Raw genomic sequence first — 20,380 nt, forward strand, 5'->3', positions numbered from 1 at the left:
ATAAAACCTAGATATACATTTCAAAAAGAAGAACATATATTATAGGATGAAAGATTTAATCCTATTATTTTTTATAGCTTTTAGAAAACGCTTACAATTAGTGTGGAGGGGAAACCATGTCTAAGTTCACGAAGTATTTTTTAATGGAAGCTAGCGATGTGATTGTATATGTGAAAGAGAAATTATGTAAGTTTGAACATGCAAAGGGGTTACAGTGTAAAGAAATAGGCGATGGTAATTTAAATTATGTATTCCGTGTTTGGGATGAACAGAAGAACATTTCTGTCATTGTAAAGCAAGCTGGGGATACAGCACGTATTTCAGATGAGTTTAAGTTGTCGACGAATCGTATTCGTATAGAATCGGATGTTTTGCAGTTAGAGGAAGAGTTAGCACCTGGACTTGTTCCGAAGGTGTATTTGTTTGATAGTGTGATGAATTGTTGCATAATGGAAGACTTATCGGATCACACAATATTACGTACAGCACTTATACATCATGAAATATTTCCGAGGCTTGCGGATGATTTAACGACCTTTTTGGTAAATACGCTCTTATTAACATCGGACGTTGTAATGAATCATAAAGAGAAGAAGGAACTTGTGTAGAATTATATAAATCCTGAGTTATGTGAGATTACAGAAGAACTCGTATACGCTGAGCCATTTACAAATCATAATAAGCGTAATGAGTTATTTCTGTTAAATGAAGGGTGGATTAGAGAACATATTTATAGTGATAAAGAGCTTCGTATAGAAGTAGCAAAACTTAAGTTTTCTTTTATGACGAATGCACAGGCGCTTATTCACGGTGATTTGCATACTGGTTCTGTTTTTGTAAAAAATGATTCCACAAAGGTAATTGATCCTGAGTTTGCTTTTTATGGACCAATGGGCTATGACATTGGGAATGTAATGGCGAATTTAATGTTTGCTTGGGTAAATGCAGATGCGACAATGTCAACTGGAGCCGAGAAAGATACGTATATGGATTGGTTACAATCGACAATGGTAGAGGTAATTGATCTATTTAAGAAGAAGTTTCTAGATGCTTGGAATATTCATGTGACAGAAATCATGGCGAAGGAGGAAGGCTTTAACGAAGTATATTTACAATCTGTATTAGAGGATACAGCTGCAGTGACAGGTCTTGAGTTAATTCGTCGTATTGTTGGGCTTGCGAAAGTAAAAGATATTACTTGTATTGAGAATGAGGAAGCACGTGCTAGAGCAGAACGCATTTGTCTTCAAGTAGCAAAGAAATTTATTTTACGAGCGAATCAATATAAAACAGGTACAAGCTTTGTAGAAACGTTAAAAGAACAGTCAATGCACTACGCGAAGTAAGGGGAGAAGATGATGGAAGAGCAATTAATACCAATCCAGTGGAAAGATGATGCTTTAGTTTTATTAGATCAAACATTATTACCGAATGAGGTTGTTTATGAATCTTTCAAGACAGCTGAAGGTGTGTGGGATGCCATTCAAGTAATGAAAGTAAGAGGTGCGCCAGCGATTGGTGTTTCAGCAGCTTACGGTGTGTATTTAGGAGCCAAGGAAGTTACTCAAAATACGGTGGAAGAATTGATAGAGGAAGTAAAAAAGGTATGTGCATACTTGGCAACATCAAGACCGACAGCAGTAAACTTATTTTGGGCACTTGAAAGAATGGAGGCAGTCGCGACAGAGAACGCACACTTATCAATCGCCCAGTTGAAAGATAGATTATTAGAAGAGGCAAAAGAGATTCATAGAGAAGATGAAGAAATTAACCGTCACATTGGAGAACATGCACTAACATTATTCCATGATGGAATGGGAGTATTAACACATTGTAATGCAGGTGCGTTAGCGACGACTAAGTATGGTACTGCGACAGCTCCAATGTACTTAGCGAAAGAAAAAGGATGGGACTTGAAAATCTATTCAGATGAGACACGTCCTAGATTACAAGGTTCAACGTTAACAGCATTAGAATTGCAGCGAGCGGGAATTGACGTCACTGTCATTACAGATAATATGGCAGCTATGGTTATGTCACAAGGGAAGATTGATGCGGTAATCGTTGGATGCGACCGTGTGGCAGCAAATGGTGATATAGCAAATAAAATTGGAACATTAGGCGTATCTATTTTAGCGAAATACTACAACATTCCGTTTTATGTAGCGGCACCAACGCCGACAATTGACTTAAAAACACGGACAGGAAAAGAAATTCCGATTGAGGAAAGAGATGCTTCTGAAGTGATTAATCGATTCGGACAATATTCTGCTCCGAAAGAAAGTAAAGTATATAATCCAGCCTTTGATGTTACACCATATGAAAATGTAACAGCAATCATTACGGAAAAAGGGATTGTGAAAGCACCGTTTACGGAGAACTTAAAAAAGCTATTTCAATAAGTAGATAGAGTTAAAAAGTCAGTCATCATAAGCTTCATACTTAGGGGGATGTATATGTTATTACAAAAAGAGAGAGAAGAAATTGTAGCGTACGGAAAGAAAATGATTTCTAGCGGTTTAACAAAGGGGACAGGCGGTAATATTAGTATCTTCAATCGCGAGCAAGGTCTTGTTGCCATTAGCCCAAGTGGTTTAGATTATTATGAAACGAAGCCTGAAGATGTAGTTATATTAAACTTAGATGGCGATGTAATAGAGGGAGAGAGAAAACCATCAAGTGAACTCGATATGCACCTTATTTATTATAGAAAGCGTGAAGATATAAATGCGCTTGTGCATACACATTCTCCCTATGCGAAGACGATTGCATCATTAGGATGGGAACTGCCGGCAGTATCATATTTAATTGCTTTCGCAGGCCCAAATGTTCGCTGTGCACCGTATGAAACATTTGGTACGAAGCAATTAGCAGAGGCTGCTTTTGAAGGAATGATTGATCGTCGTGCCGTTTTACTTGCGAACCACGGTTTAATTGCAGGTGCAAATCATATAAAAATGGCATTTACCGTTGCAGAAGAAATTGAATTTTGTGCGCAAATTTATTATCAAACGAAAAGCATCGGGGAACCGAAGCTATTGCCAGAAGACGAGATGGAGAATTTGGCGAAGAAGTTTGAAGGGTATGGACAGCAGTAGTTAGCTATGGAGTGTTTTGTCTATTGCGATAGATTCGGAAAAGGATCTATTGCAGTAGATTTTTTTATAAATATTAAATCCTTTTAAGGGGATAATTTAATTTAATGATATAATGAGGTAAATATTGTAACTTTTATTAAGGATAGATAAGCATAAAATATAAGTAGTTTAGAAAAGTATATACATATTTTGGGGAGAATAACTGATAAAGTGAAGAGAATGAAGGGATGGATAAGGTTTGGGGAATAGTGAAATGTTAATGAATCAATTATTTCAGGGAATACAGTCTACTAATGATAGTTTGGAAGAAAAGATTATTTTACCGAATTTGACTGGCGGATATGATTTGAAAAGCAGAAGCGGAGAAGTGGTCGCGGAGTATCAGCCGTCTCCTGTTGAAGGTGGTGGCGTTATAATGGATGGTCATGGAGAAACAATTGCTCGTGTTCAAGAGAATGCGTATGATGGAACGACCTTTGATTTTGGAGGTGGACATACCGTTTCTTCTAGCCAAAATATGTATGGTGGGGAAACTTTTCATGATAATGTTGAAGGGATAATAGGGTACTCACAGCCTAATAGTTCGGGTGGCTTAACAATGAATACAGCTACAGGAGAAAAATTATATGATATGAACTCGAATCCACTAGGGGAAGGGATGACAATTGATACAAGTCCAGAATTCATATCCCCGAATATAGATATAGATGTGATTGATACTACTCATTTGGACGCTTTAGATGTAGTGAATAGTGTTGTGGATATAACGGATGCGGGTTCTATTTTGTCTACGTCTGTAGATGGATTAGATATTTTAGATTTGTTGGGGAATCTGTTTTGAGTTATATAAAAGAAAAAGAGCAAGCTGATAATCCAGTAGAGCTGTATTTAGAAACCAAAAAACAATTATATGAGCAACTTACTCATAATGTAGCAGAAGAAATTGAATCTTTTGTCGAGAGAGTAGGAGAGGCACTTTTCCAAAAAATTCATGAAAGTATTGAAAAACGGAATAAAATGCTAGAAGAAGAAGTCTTTAAGCCCTTACAAAATCCAGATAATAAAGAAATGTATTCACAATATATTACCCGTTTTTTTCAATTAACTCAGGTGGGCGAAATTAGAGATGAGCTGAAGAGGATACTAAGTTTTCCATATTTAGGGAAAGTGTATTATGAATTTCTTGAAGAAATATCAAAAAATCAACATGGACATTTATTTAAAAAATTATATTTTACAGGTAATGTTTTTGAGGGGTTAAAGAAAAGAATGAACCTTTCAATGGATACCACGATTAAAAACTTTCAAAATTACTATGAGGCATATGGTCAATATACAGAATTATTAAGAGATATACAAAGTAGGCTTCCAGGGAAAAAATTTGTGCAGCTTGTATCACAAATAATGGCATCGTTAATTATGGGGTTTGGAGGCTCCTTCTTAGTTAAAGGACTTGCAAAATTATTAGACCCAGATGCTTTAAAAATAGTAAACGCGCAAGAGAATGTACGACAAATGTGGGATAAATATAATGAACAGTTGAAGGTGGATCTGGAACAATTAAAAACCCATTATAAGTATGTTCAATTGAGTTTATATGGTGGCGCATTTGTAACTGTTAATAAGCAGCTGAAAAAGAGTGGCATAGAATTTCAAAAGTTATATTTGCAAGATAACGTTTATAAATTGCAATTAATTAAAGGTGAGCAAGGACAGGTAGTAACATGGGCAATAGAAACGATTTCTCATATACAATCTTTATTACAGAAAAAAGAAATTGACAAAGCAGTCCAAGTATCTAACCAGTTTTATCAACACGTTAGCAAGTATCCAATTATGGAACGAACAATTATAAAGAATGGGAAAAGTATTAAATATTATGCGAACTTATTAAAATTTGCAGCGCTTATGTGCAAATCGTTAGAACTATACGAAAAAGAAAAGGATACTTTTATCACCTTTACTGCAGAGTTATTTAAACAATTACCGATGGTAGTTCATGATCATGATCTTAGGAATTTAGGTTTGATGACAAAGATTGAGTTTACAATGAAATTTTTGCATCATGGTTTGAAAGAGAATCAAAAATTAAATCTGATTTTGGACTATGAAATGCGTATGGTTAAACGAAAAGATGAGCATGATTTATATCCTGGTGAAGAATTAAAAGAGTTTAGCTCTTCTCAATACCTTGCTATTTTACTTGCTCGATTTATGAAATCGAAGCGTCAGAAAGTAAATTCTTTTTACCGAATATCACAAAATGAAGAGGTACCATTCGCTGTTATGATTAGTTTGAAAAGATTGTATAAAAAGACACAGGGATGGGATTCTTTCTATAAATATTTACTCGCTTGTACAACTAATGAAAGACTTTCAAAGACCTTCAATAAGGTGAAAGGTGTACTACAGGTTATAAAAAAAGATAAAAGAATCTATATTCCACTTGGCATGGGTATATTGATGCTATTTGGTATAAGTGGAATGTACTTGATGAAAGAGGACAGTAACAGTGCTTGGCATGGAGAGAAAATAGTATGGCGTAGTAATGGAGAGAAGAGTTCTTCTCAAGAAAATACTACTCTTGCAAAAGAATCGGATGCAGATAAGTCAATTCCATCAATATCGGTGAATGATAGCGCTGGTTCTTCTTATAATTTTAAAGTTAAAACAAAGCAAGAACTAAAACAGGTTCTAGAAACAGCTTTAATTGACGGGAATTTGGGACCATTTGGATTGAATGTGATTGGACAAGAACAATCTGCAGTGAAACAAGAATTTGGTACACCTGATGCTTTACAGGAAGCAAAGTGTACAGCTTGTGATGCAGCTAATACTGTTACTTATGGTGATTATAACCTGGATATGTTTCCTTCAAAAGTTAAAAAAATTTGGTTACATATGAATATTCCTGTAAATGAGTTAAAGAGTTGGTTAGGTGAGCCGTATGGAATAGAAGAAGGGATAGATAGTGATGCCCTTGTATACCGCAAGGAGGGCTACGCTATCTATTTCAGTGTCGCTGATGATTTTGTAAAACGCGTTGATATGTATAAAAGTGAATAAAATGCTGGAGATAAAAACACCCTCAAGATTTCATTCTTGAGGGTGTTTTTTACGCCTTCTTAAGCAACAAATACATAAAGTAAGGAGCACCAATTAAAGCGACAACAATACCTGCTGGGATACCGTTAGGTTCAACGATATTTCGTCCAATTGTGTCTGCTAATAGTAATAGCCATCCGCCGATTAAAAGGGCGATAGGCATGAAGATTTGATGCCTTGGACCTACTAAAGATTTTGCGATGTGAGGAGCCATTAGTCCAATAAAGCTAATTCCTCCTGTTACGGAAACAGCTGCAGCTGCAAGCGCAACGGCTGCCACTAATAAGTATCTGCGTTCTTTTTCAATTTCAATTCCAACGCCAATTGCGACTGGTTCGTTTAATGCTAAAATGTTTAATCGATTTGCTTTATAGAAAACAAACGGAATGAATACGATTAACCATGGGAGCATTGCTAAAACGAAGATCCAGTCATCTCCCCAAATATTTCCGGCAATCCATTTTGAAATAAAGTCTACTTTCATACGATCTGCGGATGAAATAAGGACAATCATCATTCCAGATAGTGCAAATGCAAAACCGATACCGGTTAATGTTAATCGCACCGGCTGAAGTCCAGTTGATTTACTATATGAAAATACGTAGATTAGAACAGCTGTCAGAAACGCTCCGATAAATCCAACGATAGGTAGTAAGTAAAGAAATGAACCTACATCTATTGGAGAGTATAAGAAGAAAATAGCAACAGCAACACCGGCCCCAGAGTTGATTCCGAGAATACCAGGTTCAGCTAAATCATTTCGGGTAATTCCTTGCAGAATAGCTCCTGATAAAGCGAGAGCCATACCAGCTAATAATGTAATGATAATTCTAGGTAGTCTTAAAGAGTATAAAACGAACTCCTCTTTAAAAGTTCCTTGTCCCATTAACGTTGGGAGTAGTCGATCATAAGATAAAGATGTTGAACCGAGCCCCATTCCAATTACAATGGTTGTAATGGTTAGTATAAGTAAAGCGAGTATGATAAGACGTTGTTTTCTTAGAATAGATGGTATCATGAGAACATTTTTCCTCCTTTACGTACAATAAATAGGAAGAATGGTAATCCTACAATTGCGACAATAGCGGCAACTGGTGTTTCGTACGGAGCGTTAATGGTACGTCCGATTGTATCTGCAAGTAGCATAAAGGAAGCCCCAGCAATTGCTGACATCGGTATAACAAATCGGTAATCTGGCCCGACAATTGGGCGTACCATGTGAGGTACCATTAAACCGATAAATGCCATATTTCCGACAAGTGCTACAGACGCACCTGCAAGTAAGATGATAATGATAAATAGAATGGTTTTAATAACAATAATTTTTTGACCTAGTCCAATAGCCACTTCTTCACTGAAACTAAGAACTGTCAATTTTTTTGCTAGTAAGATAGCGATAAAGATACTAATTGAAATGACTGGAATAATAACTTTCAATTGGCTCCAAGTAGTTCCAATTACACCTCCAGCAGTCCAAAGTGATACATCTTGTGAAATTTTGAAGTAAATGCCGACTCCTTCTGAAATTGCGAGTAGAAATGCTGAAACGGCAGCACCAGCTAATACAATTCGAAGAGGGGAGAGCCCTCCTTTTTTCACCATACCAATTCCAAATACCATAATTGCACCAACTGCAGCACCGATAAAGCAAGCTAATGTTAAGTAAAGATAGCTGATGGAAGGGTTGAAAGCAAGGGTTAGTGCAAGCGCAGCATTTGCTCCACCAGATAGCCCGAGTAATCCAGGATCTGCAAGTGGATTTCGTGTTAATCCTTGCATAATTGCTCCAGAAACAGCAAGTCCAGCTCCTACAAAAATAGCGGCAACTTCACGGGGCAAACGTATTTCGCGAATAATAGATATTTTATCCCCTTTAGCGGAGGAAGTGAGTGCTGACCATACGTCTTTTATTGAAGTATCTGCAGCACCTAATACCATTGCTACCATAAAAATAAGAAAGAATGCAATTATGCTTAAAATTAATTTGTATGTAAAAGCTATAGAACGTGTATTGTCATGTTCTTTTGTCATTCGTTTCACATCTTTTCTTTTCATAGAATAAAGGAAGAGGAATTCTTAAAATAAGAATTCCTCATGTTTGTATTATTTACCAAGAAAGCTCTTCTTGAAGAAGTCTAGTTGGAAATCTAATGTAAGTGGATCATTGAAATAGAATTCCATCATGTTTGCTTCGTATACACGATTATTTTTTACTGCTGGGATGTTTTTATATGATTCTGTCTCTTGGAATGAGTTATCAGTATCTTTGTTTTTACTTACGATTAAGTAATCACCAGCAAACTCAGGTAATACCTCAGTAGATAATGCGTAGTAACCTTCTTTTAATGCTTTTTCTTTTACTTTTTCAGGCATTTTTAATTTCATTTCTTGGTACAGAATTTCTGTTCCGCGGCCCCAGTTCTCGCCGTATACATAAAGCTGTTTGTTGAAGTTTTCTACAACAGAAACTGTAGCATCTTCACCGATTTTTGCTTTAATTTCTTTACCAGCTTCTTGTGCACGTTTCTTGAAGTCATCAACCCAAGTTTTTGCTTCTTTTTCTTTGTTTAATAACTTACCGATTTCTAAATGTTGTGTTAAGTAATCAACTTTTCCGTAAGTGTATGTTACAGTAGGAGCGATTTTCTTTAACTTATCGACATTTTTAATATTTGATAAACCGATGATTAAATCTGGATTTAGTTCAGCGATTTTTTCAACATTTTCATCTGATACTTCAGCAACGTCTTTAAGTTTGCTATCAAAACGTGGGTTTTGTTTAGACCATGAATCTACCCCAACAAGATTTACACCTAATGACATTACGTTACCAGCGAATGATGATAAAACAACAACGCGTTTTGGATTTGCAGGAACTTCTACTTTACCATTTTCAGATTGGTATGTAATGGTTTCTGATTTACTACCTTTTGCATCGTTCTTTTTGTCTGTAGAGCCATTGCTACAAGCGCTCATAACAAGGACGAAAAGAACTGTTAGTGAAATAAATAACTTTTTCATCGTCTGTCTCCTTTAAATAGATGATATGTGTATACGATAATTTGTTTAACTGCAATCTTTTTGAAAGAGTAGTGGTAATACAAAATATTTATTAAAAATTTTGAATGTGAGATGTCACAATATAGTATTAACCATACTAATAAAAGAAGATGTAACCTCAAATTTTCTAATTATTAACAAATTGATAATGATTATCACTATTGATTCATTAAATAATATAATTTTATCTAGTTGTATTGTCAATAGTAATTTTAATTGTAAATTTTGCGGAAACAGGTTATATTTTATTGAGAATGATAATCAATTATTAGTAGCTGAGGAGTGAGCACGAATGAATCGAGAAGAATTGTTTGATGTAACTGTGATAGGCGGAGGACCTGCAGGGCTTTATTCAGCTTTTTATAGTGGACTCAGAGAAATGAAAACGAAAATAATAGAATTTCAACCACAGCTAGGTGGAAAAATACATGTTTATCCAGAGAAGATGATTTGGGATGTAGGTGGACTATTACCAGTTACAGGTGATAAATTAATTGAGCAACTTGTACAACAAGGGTTAACATTTCAGCCGGAAGTTGTATTAAATACAAAAGTAGAATCGATTATTCGTAATAAAGATGGCACTTTTACGTTAAAAGCAAACGATGGAAAAGAACACTTTTCAAAAACAGTTATTGTGGCAACTGGAAGTGGTATATTGAAACCACAAAAGTTATCAATTGAAGGTGCTGAGCGATTTGAAGTATCGAATTTAAATTATACAGTGAAGTCTTTAAAGCGTTTCAAAGATAAAACGATCATTATTTCCGGCGGAGGAAATTCTGCCGTTGATTGGGCAAATGAATTAGAACCAATCGCGAAAAAAGTATATGTAACATATAGAAAAGAAGAATTATCTGGTCATGAAGCACAAGTGAAGCAACTGCTGAACAGCTCAGCTGAGTGTTTCTTTCATACATCGATTACAAAATTAATTGCTGGTGATAGTCATGAAGCGATTGAATATGTAGAATTAACGAATCATGAGACAGGTGAAGTTTCTCATTTACCTATTGATGAAGTTATTATTAATCATGGATATGAACGTGACATTACATTATTAGAAAATAGTGAGTTAGACGTTGCGATTATAGATAATTTTTATATTGCAGGGAATGCAAATAGTGAGTCTTCAGTAGACGGATTATATGCTGCTGGGGATATTTTAAAGCATGAAGGAAAATTACACTTAATTGCGGGAGCATTCCAAGATGCTGGAAATGCTGTGAATAAAGCGAAACAATTTATTCAGCCAGATGCAAGTGAGTATGGAATGGTTTCTTCGCATAATGAGGTATTTAAGAAGAGAAATCGAGAATTGATTAAGCAGATGATGAAATAGTAAAGGAACAAGTATCCCCCCATTTACTTCTCTATTCGAATGATGAGAGAGGTAAATGGGGGTTTTCCTGTTTACTATATTTTCAATCATTATAATGACACCGGTTTCATCAGTTCATGTGACATGAACATTTTATTTGTGAATCTTCCTAGAAAATAATGAATCTATGTTTTGCTGACGCAGAACTGTATTACATTATGCTGTTCCTTTAGCTCGTTCGTTAGGAAATGGCATGTTTAATATAGAAGCAATGTACTGTTTTCCATGCATTCGAGCTAATGATTCTAATATTTGGCGAACACGTTTTGTAAGATGACCTTGTTTTTTTATTTCCTCACAATATGCGTCATAGAAAACGTATTTAGCCCAAAGGAAATCATCTTGTTGGAATAAGAAATGATTTTTGTACCATTCTCCAATTGTATGGTAACAATTGTTTTCCTGTATTGCTACGCTTTGAGAAAGAATACGATCAGATAAAGATGCAGTTAAATGAGAAATTGTGTTTTCTGTTTCAATTTGTAATGTTTTTTCTAACATTGTAATGATGTGACGAGTAGCCATATGTTAACTCTCCTTTGTGTAAATGGGTAATACCATTCTATATTTAAAAAATTCTTACTATATACTATTATACAATATATGGAATGCATCTACCTGCTTTTTAGGTTGCATTTACAAAATCTTTTTTATTTGTTTACAAAAATAAAGTAAGATACAGTATATAGGAAAAAATAATAAAGGAATGAACGAGTTGTATATAACAGTAGAAGAAGCTGCGGAGTATTTAAATTTACCAAAGTCGTATATTGAAGAGTTAATTCAGCAAAAGAAAATTCGTGCACTATTTGATGGAGAGCAATATTTATTAAATAAAGAACAATTCAATACACATTTAGAACAAATGGAGAAATATAAGCAATTAGTGGAAGAAATATTGAACGAACCAATTCCAGAAGATATGGATGTTAAAGACGAAGATTAAACTATGGGAAATCCCTTATGAAGATATGCAGAAATGTATCTTCATAAGGGATTTTTTTGTTTAAAGATATTAAAAGCATAAGGAGTTCTTAGCCTTTCCTCAAATTTTGATAGGTAGTAGTCTACCATGTTAAAAGCATATTTTTTTCTAGCTAGGACAAACATAGAGAACGTAACCTGTACAGATACATATACTATCAGTGCAAAAGCTTATAAATTAATGGAAGGGGTTTTCTCGTGAGTTTATTTCATTGTGATTTTTTGAAAGACTTAATTGGATCTTTTGTGAGAGTAAACAGGGGTGGTCCAGAATCTCAAAAAGGAACAATAATATCAGTATGTCCGGACTACTTCGTATTGCAGAATGAAAAAGGTGAGCTTTATTACTATCAACTTAAACATCTAAAGAGTATCACAAAAAATGCGAAAGAATGTGGATCAAGTGATTGCGAGTGGGAAGATTGCGCCTGTGCAGAAGACTTTGAAGAACTGCTTGAAAGTTTCAAATATTGCTGGGTGAAAATTAATCGCGGTGGTCCAGAGAAAGTGGAAGGCATTTTACAAGATGTTTCTTGTGACTTCGTAACATTAATCGTAAAAGAAGAAATTATCTTAATTGCAATAAAGCATATTAAAAGTGTTAACTATAATGCTTTAGCTTGTGGAGAGAGCGATGAGAGCGACGATAGTAAGGAAAGTAGCAATAATTCAGGTCGTGCTCGTGCACAAAGACAATCAAGTAGAGGAAGATAATAAGAAAGGGGGATACGAAATTGGAGAATGTATTATGTTGTGACCAAATTAAATGTTTAGTTGGTGAGACTGTCAAAGTAAACCTTCGCGGACCAGAAAGTCGAGTTGGTGAGCTTGTATCGTTAGGCAAAGATTATCTAACGTTACTATTACCACATGGTGAATTAGTATATTATCACTTGAAGCATGTGAAGAGTCTAGTTAAGAAAGTAAAAGAAAGTAAATGTGGTGATTGCTATAGTTCATGTTTCTGCTCTGATGAGGATACTTTTCTAGATATATTAAAAGACTTGAAGTATAAGTGGGTAAAAATTAATCGTGGTGGTCCAGAATGTGTGGAAGGTTTGTTAAGTGAGGTACACCATGGCTGCATTACACTAGTAAACTGCGATGAAGTGATTTATATAGTTAAGTCTCATATTAAGAGTGTGAGTCAAGTAGTTAAATGTAAAAAGAATGAAGATGAATAATGTTTAATAAATAAGAGGGGCATTATGAGGGAAAGAGAAGAACAATTTCTTATTTCAATAGTATGAAAAGGAATTACTTACTATTAAAACAGAACTTTGCCCTGATTATTTTTTTAGAAATGAAAGACAGGAAAGAAGAAATTCATAGGAAGGAGGATATAGATGAATGAGTTAAACAAAAGTATTGGAGAAAATATATATGTTAAATTAATTGGTGAAAAAAGGTTTAAAGGTGTATTAATAGACGTAGGAAATGATATCGTTGTTCTTTACAATGGACAAGACTACGTATATATATCTTTATACCATGTACAATATTATAAATTTTTACGACCACATGATGAAGAAATCTTAAAACCAGATGTGGATTCTGTAATTAAGAGAGAGTCACCTTCAATTTCTTTGAGGAAAGTATTAAGTACTTCCAAAGGGATTTTTACGGAAATTTATGTAGCAGGAAATGCTCCAATACATGGGTATGTTACAAGTGTAATGAACGATTATATTGTTTTTTATAGTCCAGTTTATAAAACTGTATATATATCTTTAAAACACTTGAAATGGTTAATTCCGTATAAAGAAAATCAAGTGCCTTACGCCCTCAATAAAAATGAACTCCCCGTGAATCCCTTAAATATTACGTTAGCTCGAACGTTTGAAGAACAACTTATTAAAATGTCTGGAAAAATTATGGTGTTCGATTTAGGTGAGGAATATAATAAAATCGGAAAGATGGCGAAGATTGATGAAGGGCATATTGAAATATTAAAAGCGCGTGATGCGAAAATGTATGTAAATATTCAACATGTAAAATCTGTCCATTGTCCGTAAGTTAATTGAAAGGGCTGGCTTTTTCTTTTATATGCAGAAGAAAAGGTCGAGCCTATTTGTTTAGCTTGATCTGAATATGAGGGGAAAAATGAATTGAATATAAATATGTTAGTATGACTGTTGAAGAGGAAATTTTGTACTAAATTATAAAGAATATGTACGAGCTATCTTTTGATGTATTCAATTTATTTTTTTGAGGGAGAACTGCTTAACTAATATATTAAAGGGGTTTTGTTGGTGGAGCAGTTTCCAAATTCGTTATCGATTACATTACTTGGTAGTGCTGGTGGAGCAGCAAAAGCAGTTTTAGCGATTTTAAATCAAGCGATAGTAAATGAAAAAGACCCGATTTATGAAGTGATAAAGAATGTTACATTTTATTTGGTTGATATAAAACAAAAAGATAGGACGTATTATGACGAGTTGTTTCCAAATTTGGAAGATCAATTGTTTTTATCCGAAATAGATCTCCAAGATGTAGTGACATTTAAAAAACATTTAAAAGAAAGTAGTACGAGCGTTGTGATTGATGTTTCAGGGGCAGATACGATCAGAGTATTAAGCTGTTGTAATGAACTTGGAATTTGTTATATTAATTCAGCTTTGGAAAATGAGGCAGTAGATCAGGACGATAGTTTAATCGGCTTTCAACTTACGGAAAGATATACGCGGTTTGAGAAGGAAAAAGAGAAATTTACAAATACAAAAGCAATTATAGGCTCAGGTATGAACCCAGGTGTTGTTCAATGGATGGTTGTTGAACTTATGAAGGAACGTCCAAATGAAAAGCCAAAAGCATGCTATATAGTAGAACATGATACGTCATTTTTGAATGATACAGCACTTATAAAGCCTCATACACTGTATGCTTCATGGGCAGTAGAGCGATTTCTAGATGAAGCGATATGGAGTTATCCGATGTATATGAGTCATCATCGTCCTCTTTACTTTTATGAAGATGTATATGCTTCAGAGTATAAAGTAAAGTTGGGAGAGAAAGAATTTTATGGTTGTTTGATGCCGCATGAGGAAGTTTTAATTTTAGGGAAAAACTTTAACATGGAAGTAGGGTTTCTTTACCGAATTAACGAGTATACAACAAATATAATTAGACAGAACTTAGATAAGGTAGAAGATCTATGGAATTGGAATCGTAAAGTATTTAATCCAGCCGAAGAAGAGATTGCGGGCGAGGATCTAGTCGGTGTATTACTCGTTTATGAAAATAGCGAGACTTATATGTATAACGTGATGAATAGTAGTCAAGTTTTTCATAAATATAAAACGAATGCGACATACTTCCAAGTAGGATGTGGCATTTATGCTGGCTTGTGTAGTTTACTGTTCGATAACTTTAAACAAGGTGCCTATTATGTAGAGGAATTATTATTAAATACAGAAAGTAAGTACGGAGAATATTTGAATTTATATATGAATGATTTTGTAGTTGGTGGAAATGACTTTACGGATGGATTGCTACATGATCGAGTAAGGTGGATATAAATTGTGATGAAAAGGAAGGGGAAATCTCCTTCCTTTTCTCGTTATAAGGTTACAGATTGCTCTGAAAGTAATTTCCTTATCATTTAATGAGATAATATGTAGAGTTTTTGTATTGATCATGAGGAGTAGCAAGGAAGTATTGCGATTCAAAGTAGCGGAGAGCTAGGAATGAAGGTGGAGATTTTTTTACCGATAGCATAATGCGCTAGAAGAAAATATTTTTCAGAAAAGTGTTCTTGTTGCGTAAATATAAACATTTTATAAAATGTTTCGAGAAGGGTTTTTTTTTATAAAATACTTCGTTTATAATGGAGGAAAATATCGACATGAGATTTGTTATTCATGTAACGGTTCGGTAGTGTTAGAAAAAGAAGGAGTGCACGCGCATCCTTTTTTCTATGCAGATATTATGAAAGAGGTGGTATGATGGAATTAACATTAAATTCGACTGTATGCTTACACGCGATTCAATTTCGAAAAGAGCAAAAGAATTATATTGTAAAAGATACAATTACAGGAGAAAAATATGAAATGCCGCCACTTTGGATTGATGCATTGGCAATGATGCGTGACGGTTTTTTATTAGGGGAAATTGAGGAGAAATTAAAAGAAGAGTATCCGGAAGAAGAAATAAATATGTTAGCATTTACGAGGCAACTGTTAGAGCTAGAGCTTGTCGGAATGGTTGATGGGGAAGAAATAGTTTGTACAAAGAAGAAAGAGAAAGATTATTTAGCTTGGTTACGTCCTCGCGTTGAGCAATTCTTTCTTAGTTTAAATAAAAGAAATAGAAGCAAAGGTCAATGATGATCTTTGCTTTTTTGTATAGTTTGTTTAAAAAATTACAGCGAATGCTCTTGCGAAAGCACCGTCGCTATTTTTAATTTTTAAAGGTGCCGCTGAGAAAAAGAAACGTTTCGCATTAATGGCATCTAAGTTTGTTAAGTTTTCGATTAAATAAATATTATTCCCAAGTAGTATGTGATGAATTGGCGATGTTTCTGTCGTTACCTCGTCAGGAGAAATGAAATCTAAACCGACAGATTTTACTTTTAATTGAACTAATTCTTCAGCTAATTCTTCGGAAAGATAAAAGGCTTCTTGTTCATACGCTTCTGTATTCCATTTATTAGATAGGTTGGAATGGAAAATGACAATATCATCTTCTTTTATGTCAGCATTGTGTAATACTTCTTTAGGTAGTTTTCGTTCTTGTACATGAGTTACGTCGATAAGAACAGCTTCACCTACAAATTGGTCTAGGGGCAATTGATCAATAGTCGTTGCGCCTGAAATGAAATGAGCAGGAGCATCACAATGTGTACCAACATGAACGACAGAATGAAAATCTGTAACTTGATAACCTGTTTCTTCAACGCTTGTAATGGCTTCTAAATTGATTTTTGGTGTTCCAGGAAATTGAGACATATTGTTTTCAAATGTTTGGGATAGGTCAATTACTTTCACTTTAAATACCTCCAAGTATATATTTTGAAATATAAAAAACTCACCTTTCATAATCAAGAAAGATGAGTTTTGCACACAATAGTTACGTTTTATCTTTCAAAATGCAATGCATTTTGCAGGAATTAGCACCTATTCAGTTTGTATAAACTGAGGTTGCTGGGCTTCAAAGGGCCGGTCCCTCTGCCTCTCTTGATAAAGGTATATTCAATTTAAAGTTCTGAATCTTCGTGATAATGAAATTGTAATTCATTTCCTTTTTCTGTGCAACACAAAATAGGTATTCACCCAAATAAAGTTGCTCGCATATTGTAGTTTATGTAAATAGAATGCTGCGAAGGAGTGAGTGCAGTGACAGGGAATGTATTGAATTATTATGCTGGTGGAAATACAGCTAGAGGATTTCATAATTTATATGAAGAGAATTTAAAAGGACTAAACAGATTATTTATTTTAAAGGGTGGACCTGGAACGGGAAAATCTTCTTTAATTAAGGCAATAGGTCGTGAATGGGTTGAAAAGGGATATGATATTGAATTTTTACATTGTTCTTCTGATAATAAATCGGTTGATGGTGTCATCATCCCGAAGTTAAAAGTAGGAATTGTTGATGGAACATCACCGCATGTTATTGAGCCAAAAATGCCAGGAGTTGTCGAGGAGTATATTAATTTAGGAATTGCTTGGGATTCAGATAAGTTAAGAAAGCAGAAAGTGGAAATTGAACGATTTGTTTCAGAAGCAAGCAAAGCTTTTCAAGCTGCTTACGCTCGTTTTAACGAGGCATTAGTTATACATGATGAGTGGGAGAAAATATATATTAGTAATATTGATTTTAATAAAGCGAACGAACTAACCGAGCAGCTCATTCAGAAATTATTTACAGATAAAGTTGGGAAACAATCGCTTGTGAAACATCGGTTTTTAGGAGCAGCTACACCGAAAGGAGCAGTTGATTTTGTTCCTAATTTAACAGAAGGATTACCACATCGTTATTTTATAAAAGGACGCCCAGGTTCTGGGAAATCAACAATGCTCAAAAAATTAGCTAAGGCAGCAGAAGAAAAAGGATTTGAAGTTGAAGTATATCATTGTGGGTTTGATCCAAATAGCCTTGATATGGTGATCGTAAGAGAATTAGGGTTTGCGATTTTCGATAGCACCGCACCACATGAATATTTTCCGAGCCGCGAAGGTGATGAAATTATAGATATGTATGCCCTTATTGTAACACCAGGGACGGATGAGAAGTATGCGGAGGAAATTCGTGACGTCTCTATTCAATATAAAGCAAAAATGAACGAGGCGATGTCTTTTTTAGCGAAAGCGAAATCAGTTCGTGATAAATTAGAACGAATTTATATTGCTGCTATGGACTTTTCAAAAGTAGATGCATACAAAGAGGAGATTCAAAAAGAGTTTGAACGAATTGCGGTTAGTGTAACTGAAAAGAACAAGTAAAAAATAACGAATTTTGACAGGCTGTCGGAAATTTTCTGACAGCTATTTTAGTATGTAGTAAACTTAGTAATATATTTGTCGAATTTCCAAGGAAATAATCAAAAAATGGAGAGGGTATGAAATGAGAGAGAAAATTAAGTTGGAGTTAGAACGAATTGAGAAAGAAAATGATGTGAAAATTTTATTCGCTGTGGAGTCAGGGAGTCGTGCATGGGGATTTCCATCAAAAGATAGTGATTATGATGTTAGATTCGTTTATATGCACCCGGTAGAATGGTATTTATCCATTCATGATAAACGAGATGTAATTGAGTATCCGATTAGTGATGATTTAGATATAAGCGGATGGGATATTAAAAAAGCGTTACAACTATTTGCAAAGTCAAACCCAGCTTTACTCGAATGGATTCGATCACCCATTTTTTATTCGAAAAACTCTAATTTTCCAGAACAGCTTCAGCAAATGAGTGAAAAGAACTTCGATCCGAAAGCGACGATATATCATTACTTACATATGGCTTCAAAAAATTATCGTGAATTTTTGCAAGATGAGAATGTAAAATTAAAAAAGTACTTTTATGTATTGCGTCCTATTTTGGCTTGTAAGTGGCTAGAGGAGAAAACAACTTTGCCTCCTGTAGAATTCGATCGATTAATTACAGAATTATCATTGGAGCGTAGCGTATTAGATGAAATTGAACAGTTGTTAATAAAGAAAAAGGCAGGTACTGAATTAGATGTTGGATTAAAAATTGATGTGTTGAATCAATTTTTGGAAGAACAAATTCATTACTATCAGCAATATGTAAAAGGAATTGAAAAGGGATCAGGGATCGATATTGAGAGTTTAAATACATTGTTTCGAGATATGTTGTTTGCGGTATACGAAAAAGAGCACAAGTAAGTTTGTGCTCTTTTTATTTTGTAGGAATAAAGAAAACAGATATAGCTGCAAGAAGACCTGCAAATGAGAATAAGTAAAAATTCCATACTAAGTCATATTGCATTGTCATAATAATACCGACAAGAATAGGACCAGTAATTGCGCCAACTCGGCCAAGTCCAAGTCCCCAGCCTAAGGAAGTAGCTCGGATATGGGATGGGAAGTATTGTGTCACATATGCATTTAATATTTGAGTAATACCGACCGATCCAATTCCAGCAAGACCAATTAAAAGATAAATGATTGTAACAGATGGTTTAATTGTTAATAGTCCAATACATACAGCTGCCATAAGATAGGAAATGCTAATAACAATTTTGGCTCCTATACGATCTGCGATTGCTCCAGCAAATAATGCACCGATAGCGGCGGTAATATTTAGCATAAGTAGAAATGATAAACTAGATCCAAGAGGATATCCTGCCTGTCGCATCATCTGAGGTAACCAAGTATTTAAACCGTATATTAAAAACATCCCCATTATATAAGTGATCCAAAAAAGCAGCGTTGCTTTTATGTATTCTTTTGAGAATAAAGTAAGAAATCCATTTTTCTTTCGTATATTAGATGGGGGTTGATGAGTTTTCTCTTTTGCATGGAATTCAATTTGAAAACGATTAAGAATTTTATCCACTTCTTCTTGGCGGTTACGTGATAACAAAAATTGAATGGATTCAGGTAAATAACGAATAATGAAAGGAATGAGGAGTAGTGGAATCATTCCGATGCCAAACATAATTCTCCATCCGAAGTCTTCTAACATAAACATGGACAAAATAGCGCCTAACACGATACCTAAAGGATAGCCAGTAAACATAAGAGCATAAATAAAAGATTGTCGCTTTTTGGGTGAATATTCAACAGTAAGTGCGGAAGCTGTTGGAATGACACCGCCTAGTCCAATTCCTCCGATAAATCGCCATAGTCCAAATAATTCAGGAGAAGGAGCAAGTGCAGCTAGGCCCATTGTGATAGAAAAAAGTGCTAAACAGCATATAAGCGTCCATTTTCGTCCAATTAGATCTGTAATAGTTCCAACTAGAATAGCGCCAATAAACATACCAAACAAAGCATAGCTTGCAATTGTACCAGCATGAGCTGGTGATAGTGCCCAGCTGTTGTCTTCCAGTAGCTTAGGCAGAACGGCCCCGTAAATACCTAAATCATAGCCGTCAGCTAGAATGGCTAGCCAACAAATAAAAACAACAAGTTTTGTAATAGAGTTTAAAAAGATAGTTTTTGTAGATTCTAGATGAGGTGGAGCTGAAGGTTGCATAATGTTCACCCCTTTTGATTTGTAGATGAATATATTATTTCATTTGATGTTAATATTTCCCTTCTTATGTCGGAATTTATATGAAAAAGT

The 20,380-nt window shown here is 34.7% G+C and carries 19 protein-coding genes, 1 pseudogene and 1 riboswitch; of the genes and pseudogenes, 14 read left to right on the forward strand and 6 right to left on the reverse strand.

What is annotated here, in order from left to right; translation table 11 throughout:
* Positions 1 to 116: 116 nt before the first annotated feature.
* From mtnK to PDQ33_RS02990, 5 genes and pseudogenes are all read left to right on the forward strand, one after another.
* Positions 117 to 1,346 (forward strand): annotated as a pseudogene (gene mtnK, locus PDQ33_RS02970) (S-methyl-5-thioribose kinase).
* A 12-nt stretch (positions 1,347 to 1,358) separates the two neighbouring features.
* Positions 1,359 to 2,402 carry an S-methyl-5-thioribose-1-phosphate isomerase gene (gene mtnA, locus PDQ33_RS02975; RefSeq protein WP_219913454.1) on the forward strand — a complete coding sequence of 348 codons (1,044 nt, stop codon included), beginning with the start codon at positions 1,359 to 1,361 and terminating at the stop codon, positions 2,400 to 2,402.
* Positions 2,403 to 2,456: 54 nt separating this feature from the next.
* Positions 2,457 to 3,098, forward strand: a complete 642-nt coding sequence (locus tag PDQ33_RS02980) for an L-fuculose-phosphate aldolase (protein ID WP_048553248.1) — start codon at positions 2,457 to 2,459, stop codon at positions 3,096 to 3,098.
* Positions 3,099 to 3,351: 253 nt separating this feature from the next.
* Entirely contained in the window at positions 3,352 to 3,939 is a 588-nt protein-coding gene (locus tag PDQ33_RS02985) for a hypothetical protein (protein ID WP_000928931.1), read from the forward strand.
* Positions 3,936 to 6,164 (forward strand): hypothetical protein, encoded by a 2,229-nt coding sequence (locus PDQ33_RS02990; protein WP_000120380.1) that lies wholly within the window; start codon positions 3,936 to 3,938, stop codon positions 6,162 to 6,164. The genes PDQ33_RS02985 and PDQ33_RS02990 overlap by 4 nt, the downstream gene beginning before the upstream one ends.
* Before the next feature lie 49 nt (positions 6,165 to 6,213).
* Here PDQ33_RS02990 and PDQ33_RS02995 read toward each other — a convergent pair whose 3' ends face one another.
* Genes PDQ33_RS02995 through PDQ33_RS03005 form a run of 3 tightly spaced genes read right to left on the reverse strand, consistent with a single transcriptional unit; the run spans position 6,214 to position 9,224 of the window.
* Positions 6,214 to 7,221 (reverse strand): FecCD family ABC transporter permease, encoded by a 1,008-nt coding sequence (locus tag PDQ33_RS02995; RefSeq protein WP_270754683.1) that lies wholly within the window; start codon positions 7,219 to 7,221, stop codon positions 6,214 to 6,216.
* Positions 7,218 to 8,258, reverse strand: a complete 1,041-nt coding sequence (locus PDQ33_RS03000; RefSeq protein WP_000823048.1) for a FecCD family ABC transporter permease — start codon at positions 8,256 to 8,258, stop codon at positions 7,218 to 7,220. Before PDQ33_RS03000 ends, PDQ33_RS02995 begins: the two co-directional genes overlap by 4 nt.
* Before the next feature lie 48 nt (positions 8,259 to 8,306).
* Positions 8,307 to 9,224 (reverse strand): iron-hydroxamate ABC transporter substrate-binding protein, encoded by a 918-nt coding sequence (locus tag PDQ33_RS03005; RefSeq protein ID WP_000732578.1) that lies wholly within the window; start codon positions 9,222 to 9,224, stop codon positions 8,307 to 8,309.
* 331 nt (positions 9,225 to 9,555) lie between these two features.
* On the opposite strand from PDQ33_RS03005, the gene PDQ33_RS03010 reads away from it, so the two are divergent.
* Positions 9,556 to 10,605, forward strand: a complete 1,050-nt coding sequence (locus tag PDQ33_RS03010) for an NAD(P)/FAD-dependent oxidoreductase (protein WP_001078293.1) — start codon at positions 9,556 to 9,558, stop codon at positions 10,603 to 10,605.
* A gap of 195 nt (positions 10,606 to 10,800) precedes the next feature.
* Here the strand turns inward: PDQ33_RS03010 and PDQ33_RS03015 are convergent, their stop codons facing one another.
* Positions 10,801 to 11,169 carry a hypothetical protein gene (locus PDQ33_RS03015; protein WP_000235473.1) on the reverse strand — a complete coding sequence of 123 codons (369 nt, stop codon included), beginning with the start codon at positions 11,167 to 11,169 and terminating at the stop codon, positions 10,801 to 10,803.
* A gap of 181 nt (positions 11,170 to 11,350) precedes the next feature.
* On the opposite strand from PDQ33_RS03015, the gene PDQ33_RS03020 reads away from it, so the two are divergent.
* The 6 genes from PDQ33_RS03020 (at position 11,351) to PDQ33_RS03045 (ending at position 15,953) form a co-directional block, all read left to right on the forward strand.
* Complete coding sequence (locus PDQ33_RS03020) at positions 11,351 to 11,590, forward strand: helix-turn-helix domain-containing protein (RefSeq protein ID WP_001004507.1); 240 nt, start codon at positions 11,351 to 11,353, stop codon at positions 11,588 to 11,590.
* 236 nt (positions 11,591 to 11,826) lie between these two features.
* Positions 11,827 to 12,342, forward strand: coding sequence for a hypothetical protein (locus PDQ33_RS03025; RefSeq protein WP_000051521.1), 516 nt, complete (start codon positions 11,827 to 11,829; stop codon positions 12,340 to 12,342).
* A gap of 20 nt (positions 12,343 to 12,362) precedes the next feature.
* Positions 12,363 to 12,812: a spore coat protein gene (locus tag PDQ33_RS03030; protein ID WP_270754687.1), complete on the forward strand. Its 450-nt coding sequence runs from the start codon at positions 12,363 to 12,365 to the stop codon at positions 12,810 to 12,812.
* Between the two features lie 162 nt (positions 12,813 to 12,974).
* Positions 12,975 to 13,643, forward strand: coding sequence for a hypothetical protein (locus tag PDQ33_RS03035; RefSeq protein ID WP_001004271.1), 669 nt, complete (start codon positions 12,975 to 12,977; stop codon positions 13,641 to 13,643).
* A 237-nt stretch (positions 13,644 to 13,880) separates the two neighbouring features.
* The gene (locus PDQ33_RS03040; RefSeq protein WP_000434742.1) at positions 13,881 to 15,146 is read left to right on the forward strand and encodes a hypothetical protein; all 1,266 of its coding nucleotides are present in this window, start codon (positions 13,881 to 13,883) and stop codon (positions 15,144 to 15,146) included.
* 426 nt (positions 15,147 to 15,572) lie between these two features.
* Positions 15,573 to 15,953, forward strand: coding sequence for a hypothetical protein (locus tag PDQ33_RS03045; protein ID WP_000424101.1), 381 nt, complete (start codon positions 15,573 to 15,575; stop codon positions 15,951 to 15,953).
* A 27-nt stretch (positions 15,954 to 15,980) separates the two neighbouring features.
* On the opposite strand, the gene PDQ33_RS03050 is transcribed toward PDQ33_RS03045, so the two are convergent.
* Positions 15,981 to 16,613 carry a cyclase family protein gene (locus tag PDQ33_RS03050; RefSeq protein WP_000862959.1) on the reverse strand — a complete coding sequence of 211 codons (633 nt, stop codon included), beginning with the start codon at positions 16,611 to 16,613 and terminating at the stop codon, positions 15,981 to 15,983.
* A gap of 86 nt (positions 16,614 to 16,699) precedes the next feature.
* Positions 16,700 to 16,812, reverse strand: a riboswitch (SAM riboswitch).
* Between the two features lie 149 nt (positions 16,813 to 16,961).
* Between PDQ33_RS03050 and PDQ33_RS03055 the strand changes: the two genes are divergently transcribed.
* The gene (locus tag PDQ33_RS03055) at positions 16,962 to 18,071 is read left to right on the forward strand and encodes a PRK06851 family protein (protein ID WP_000147491.1); all 1,110 of its coding nucleotides are present in this window, start codon (positions 16,962 to 16,964) and stop codon (positions 18,069 to 18,071) included.
* A 121-nt stretch (positions 18,072 to 18,192) separates the two neighbouring features.
* On the forward strand, positions 18,193 to 18,975 hold the full coding sequence (locus PDQ33_RS03060; protein ID WP_001208294.1) for a nucleotidyltransferase domain-containing protein: 783 nt from the start codon (positions 18,193 to 18,195) through the stop codon (positions 18,973 to 18,975).
* Positions 18,976 to 18,988: 13 nt separating this feature from the next.
* Here PDQ33_RS03060 and PDQ33_RS03065 read toward each other — a convergent pair whose 3' ends face one another.
* A complete protein-coding gene (locus PDQ33_RS03065) occupies positions 18,989 to 20,290 on the reverse strand; it encodes an MFS transporter (protein ID WP_001183110.1) in 1,302 nt (433 codons plus the stop codon).
* Positions 20,291 to 20,380: the final 90 nt, after the last annotated feature.

Source organism: Bacillus cereus group sp. Bc031 (genome assembly GCF_027716265.1).
GTDB classification, from domain to species: Bacteria; Bacillota; Bacilli; order Bacillales; family Bacillaceae_G; genus Bacillus_A; species Bacillus_A paranthracis.

Excerpts from the sequence above, each read along its gene's own strand:
- PDQ33_RS03010 (WP_001078293.1), top strand. The coding sequence starts at position 9,556 with ATGAATCGAGAAGAATTGTTTGATGTAACTGTGATAGGCGGAGGACCT.
- PDQ33_RS03045 (WP_000424101.1), top strand. The coding sequence starts at position 15,573 with ATGGAATTAACATTAAATTCGACTGTATGCTTACACGCGATTCAATTT.
- PDQ33_RS03060 (WP_001208294.1), top strand. The coding sequence starts at position 18,193 with ATGAGAGAGAAAATTAAGTTGGAGTTAGAACGAATTGAGAAAGAAAAT.
- PDQ33_RS03065 (WP_001183110.1), bottom strand. The coding sequence starts at position 20,290 with ATGCAACCTTCAGCTCCACCTCATCTAGAATCTACAAAAACTATCTTT.
- PDQ33_RS02985 (WP_000928931.1), top strand. The coding sequence starts at position 3,352 with ATGTTAATGAATCAATTATTTCAGGGAATACAGTCTACTAATGATAGT.
- PDQ33_RS03035 (WP_001004271.1), top strand. The coding sequence starts at position 12,975 with ATGAATGAGTTAAACAAAAGTATTGGAGAAAATATATATGTTAAATTA.
- PDQ33_RS03005 (WP_000732578.1), bottom strand. The coding sequence starts at position 9,224 with ATGAAAAAGTTATTTATTTCACTAACAGTTCTTTTCGTCCTTGTTATG.
- PDQ33_RS03000 (WP_000823048.1), bottom strand. The coding sequence starts at position 8,258 with ATGAAAAGAAAAGATGTGAAACGAATGACAAAAGAACATGACAATACA.
- PDQ33_RS02980 (WP_048553248.1), top strand. The coding sequence starts at position 2,457 with ATGTTATTACAAAAAGAGAGAGAAGAAATTGTAGCGTACGGAAAGAAA.
- PDQ33_RS03020 (WP_001004507.1), top strand. The coding sequence starts at position 11,351 with ATGAACGAGTTGTATATAACAGTAGAAGAAGCTGCGGAGTATTTAAAT.
- mtnA (WP_219913454.1), top strand. The coding sequence starts at position 1,359 with ATGGAAGAGCAATTAATACCAATCCAGTGGAAAGATGATGCTTTAGTT.
- PDQ33_RS02995 (WP_270754683.1), bottom strand. The coding sequence starts at position 7,221 with ATGATACCATCTATTCTAAGAAAACAACGTCTTATCATACTCGCTTTA.
- PDQ33_RS03015 (WP_000235473.1), bottom strand. The coding sequence starts at position 11,169 with ATGGCTACTCGTCACATCATTACAATGTTAGAAAAAACATTACAAATT.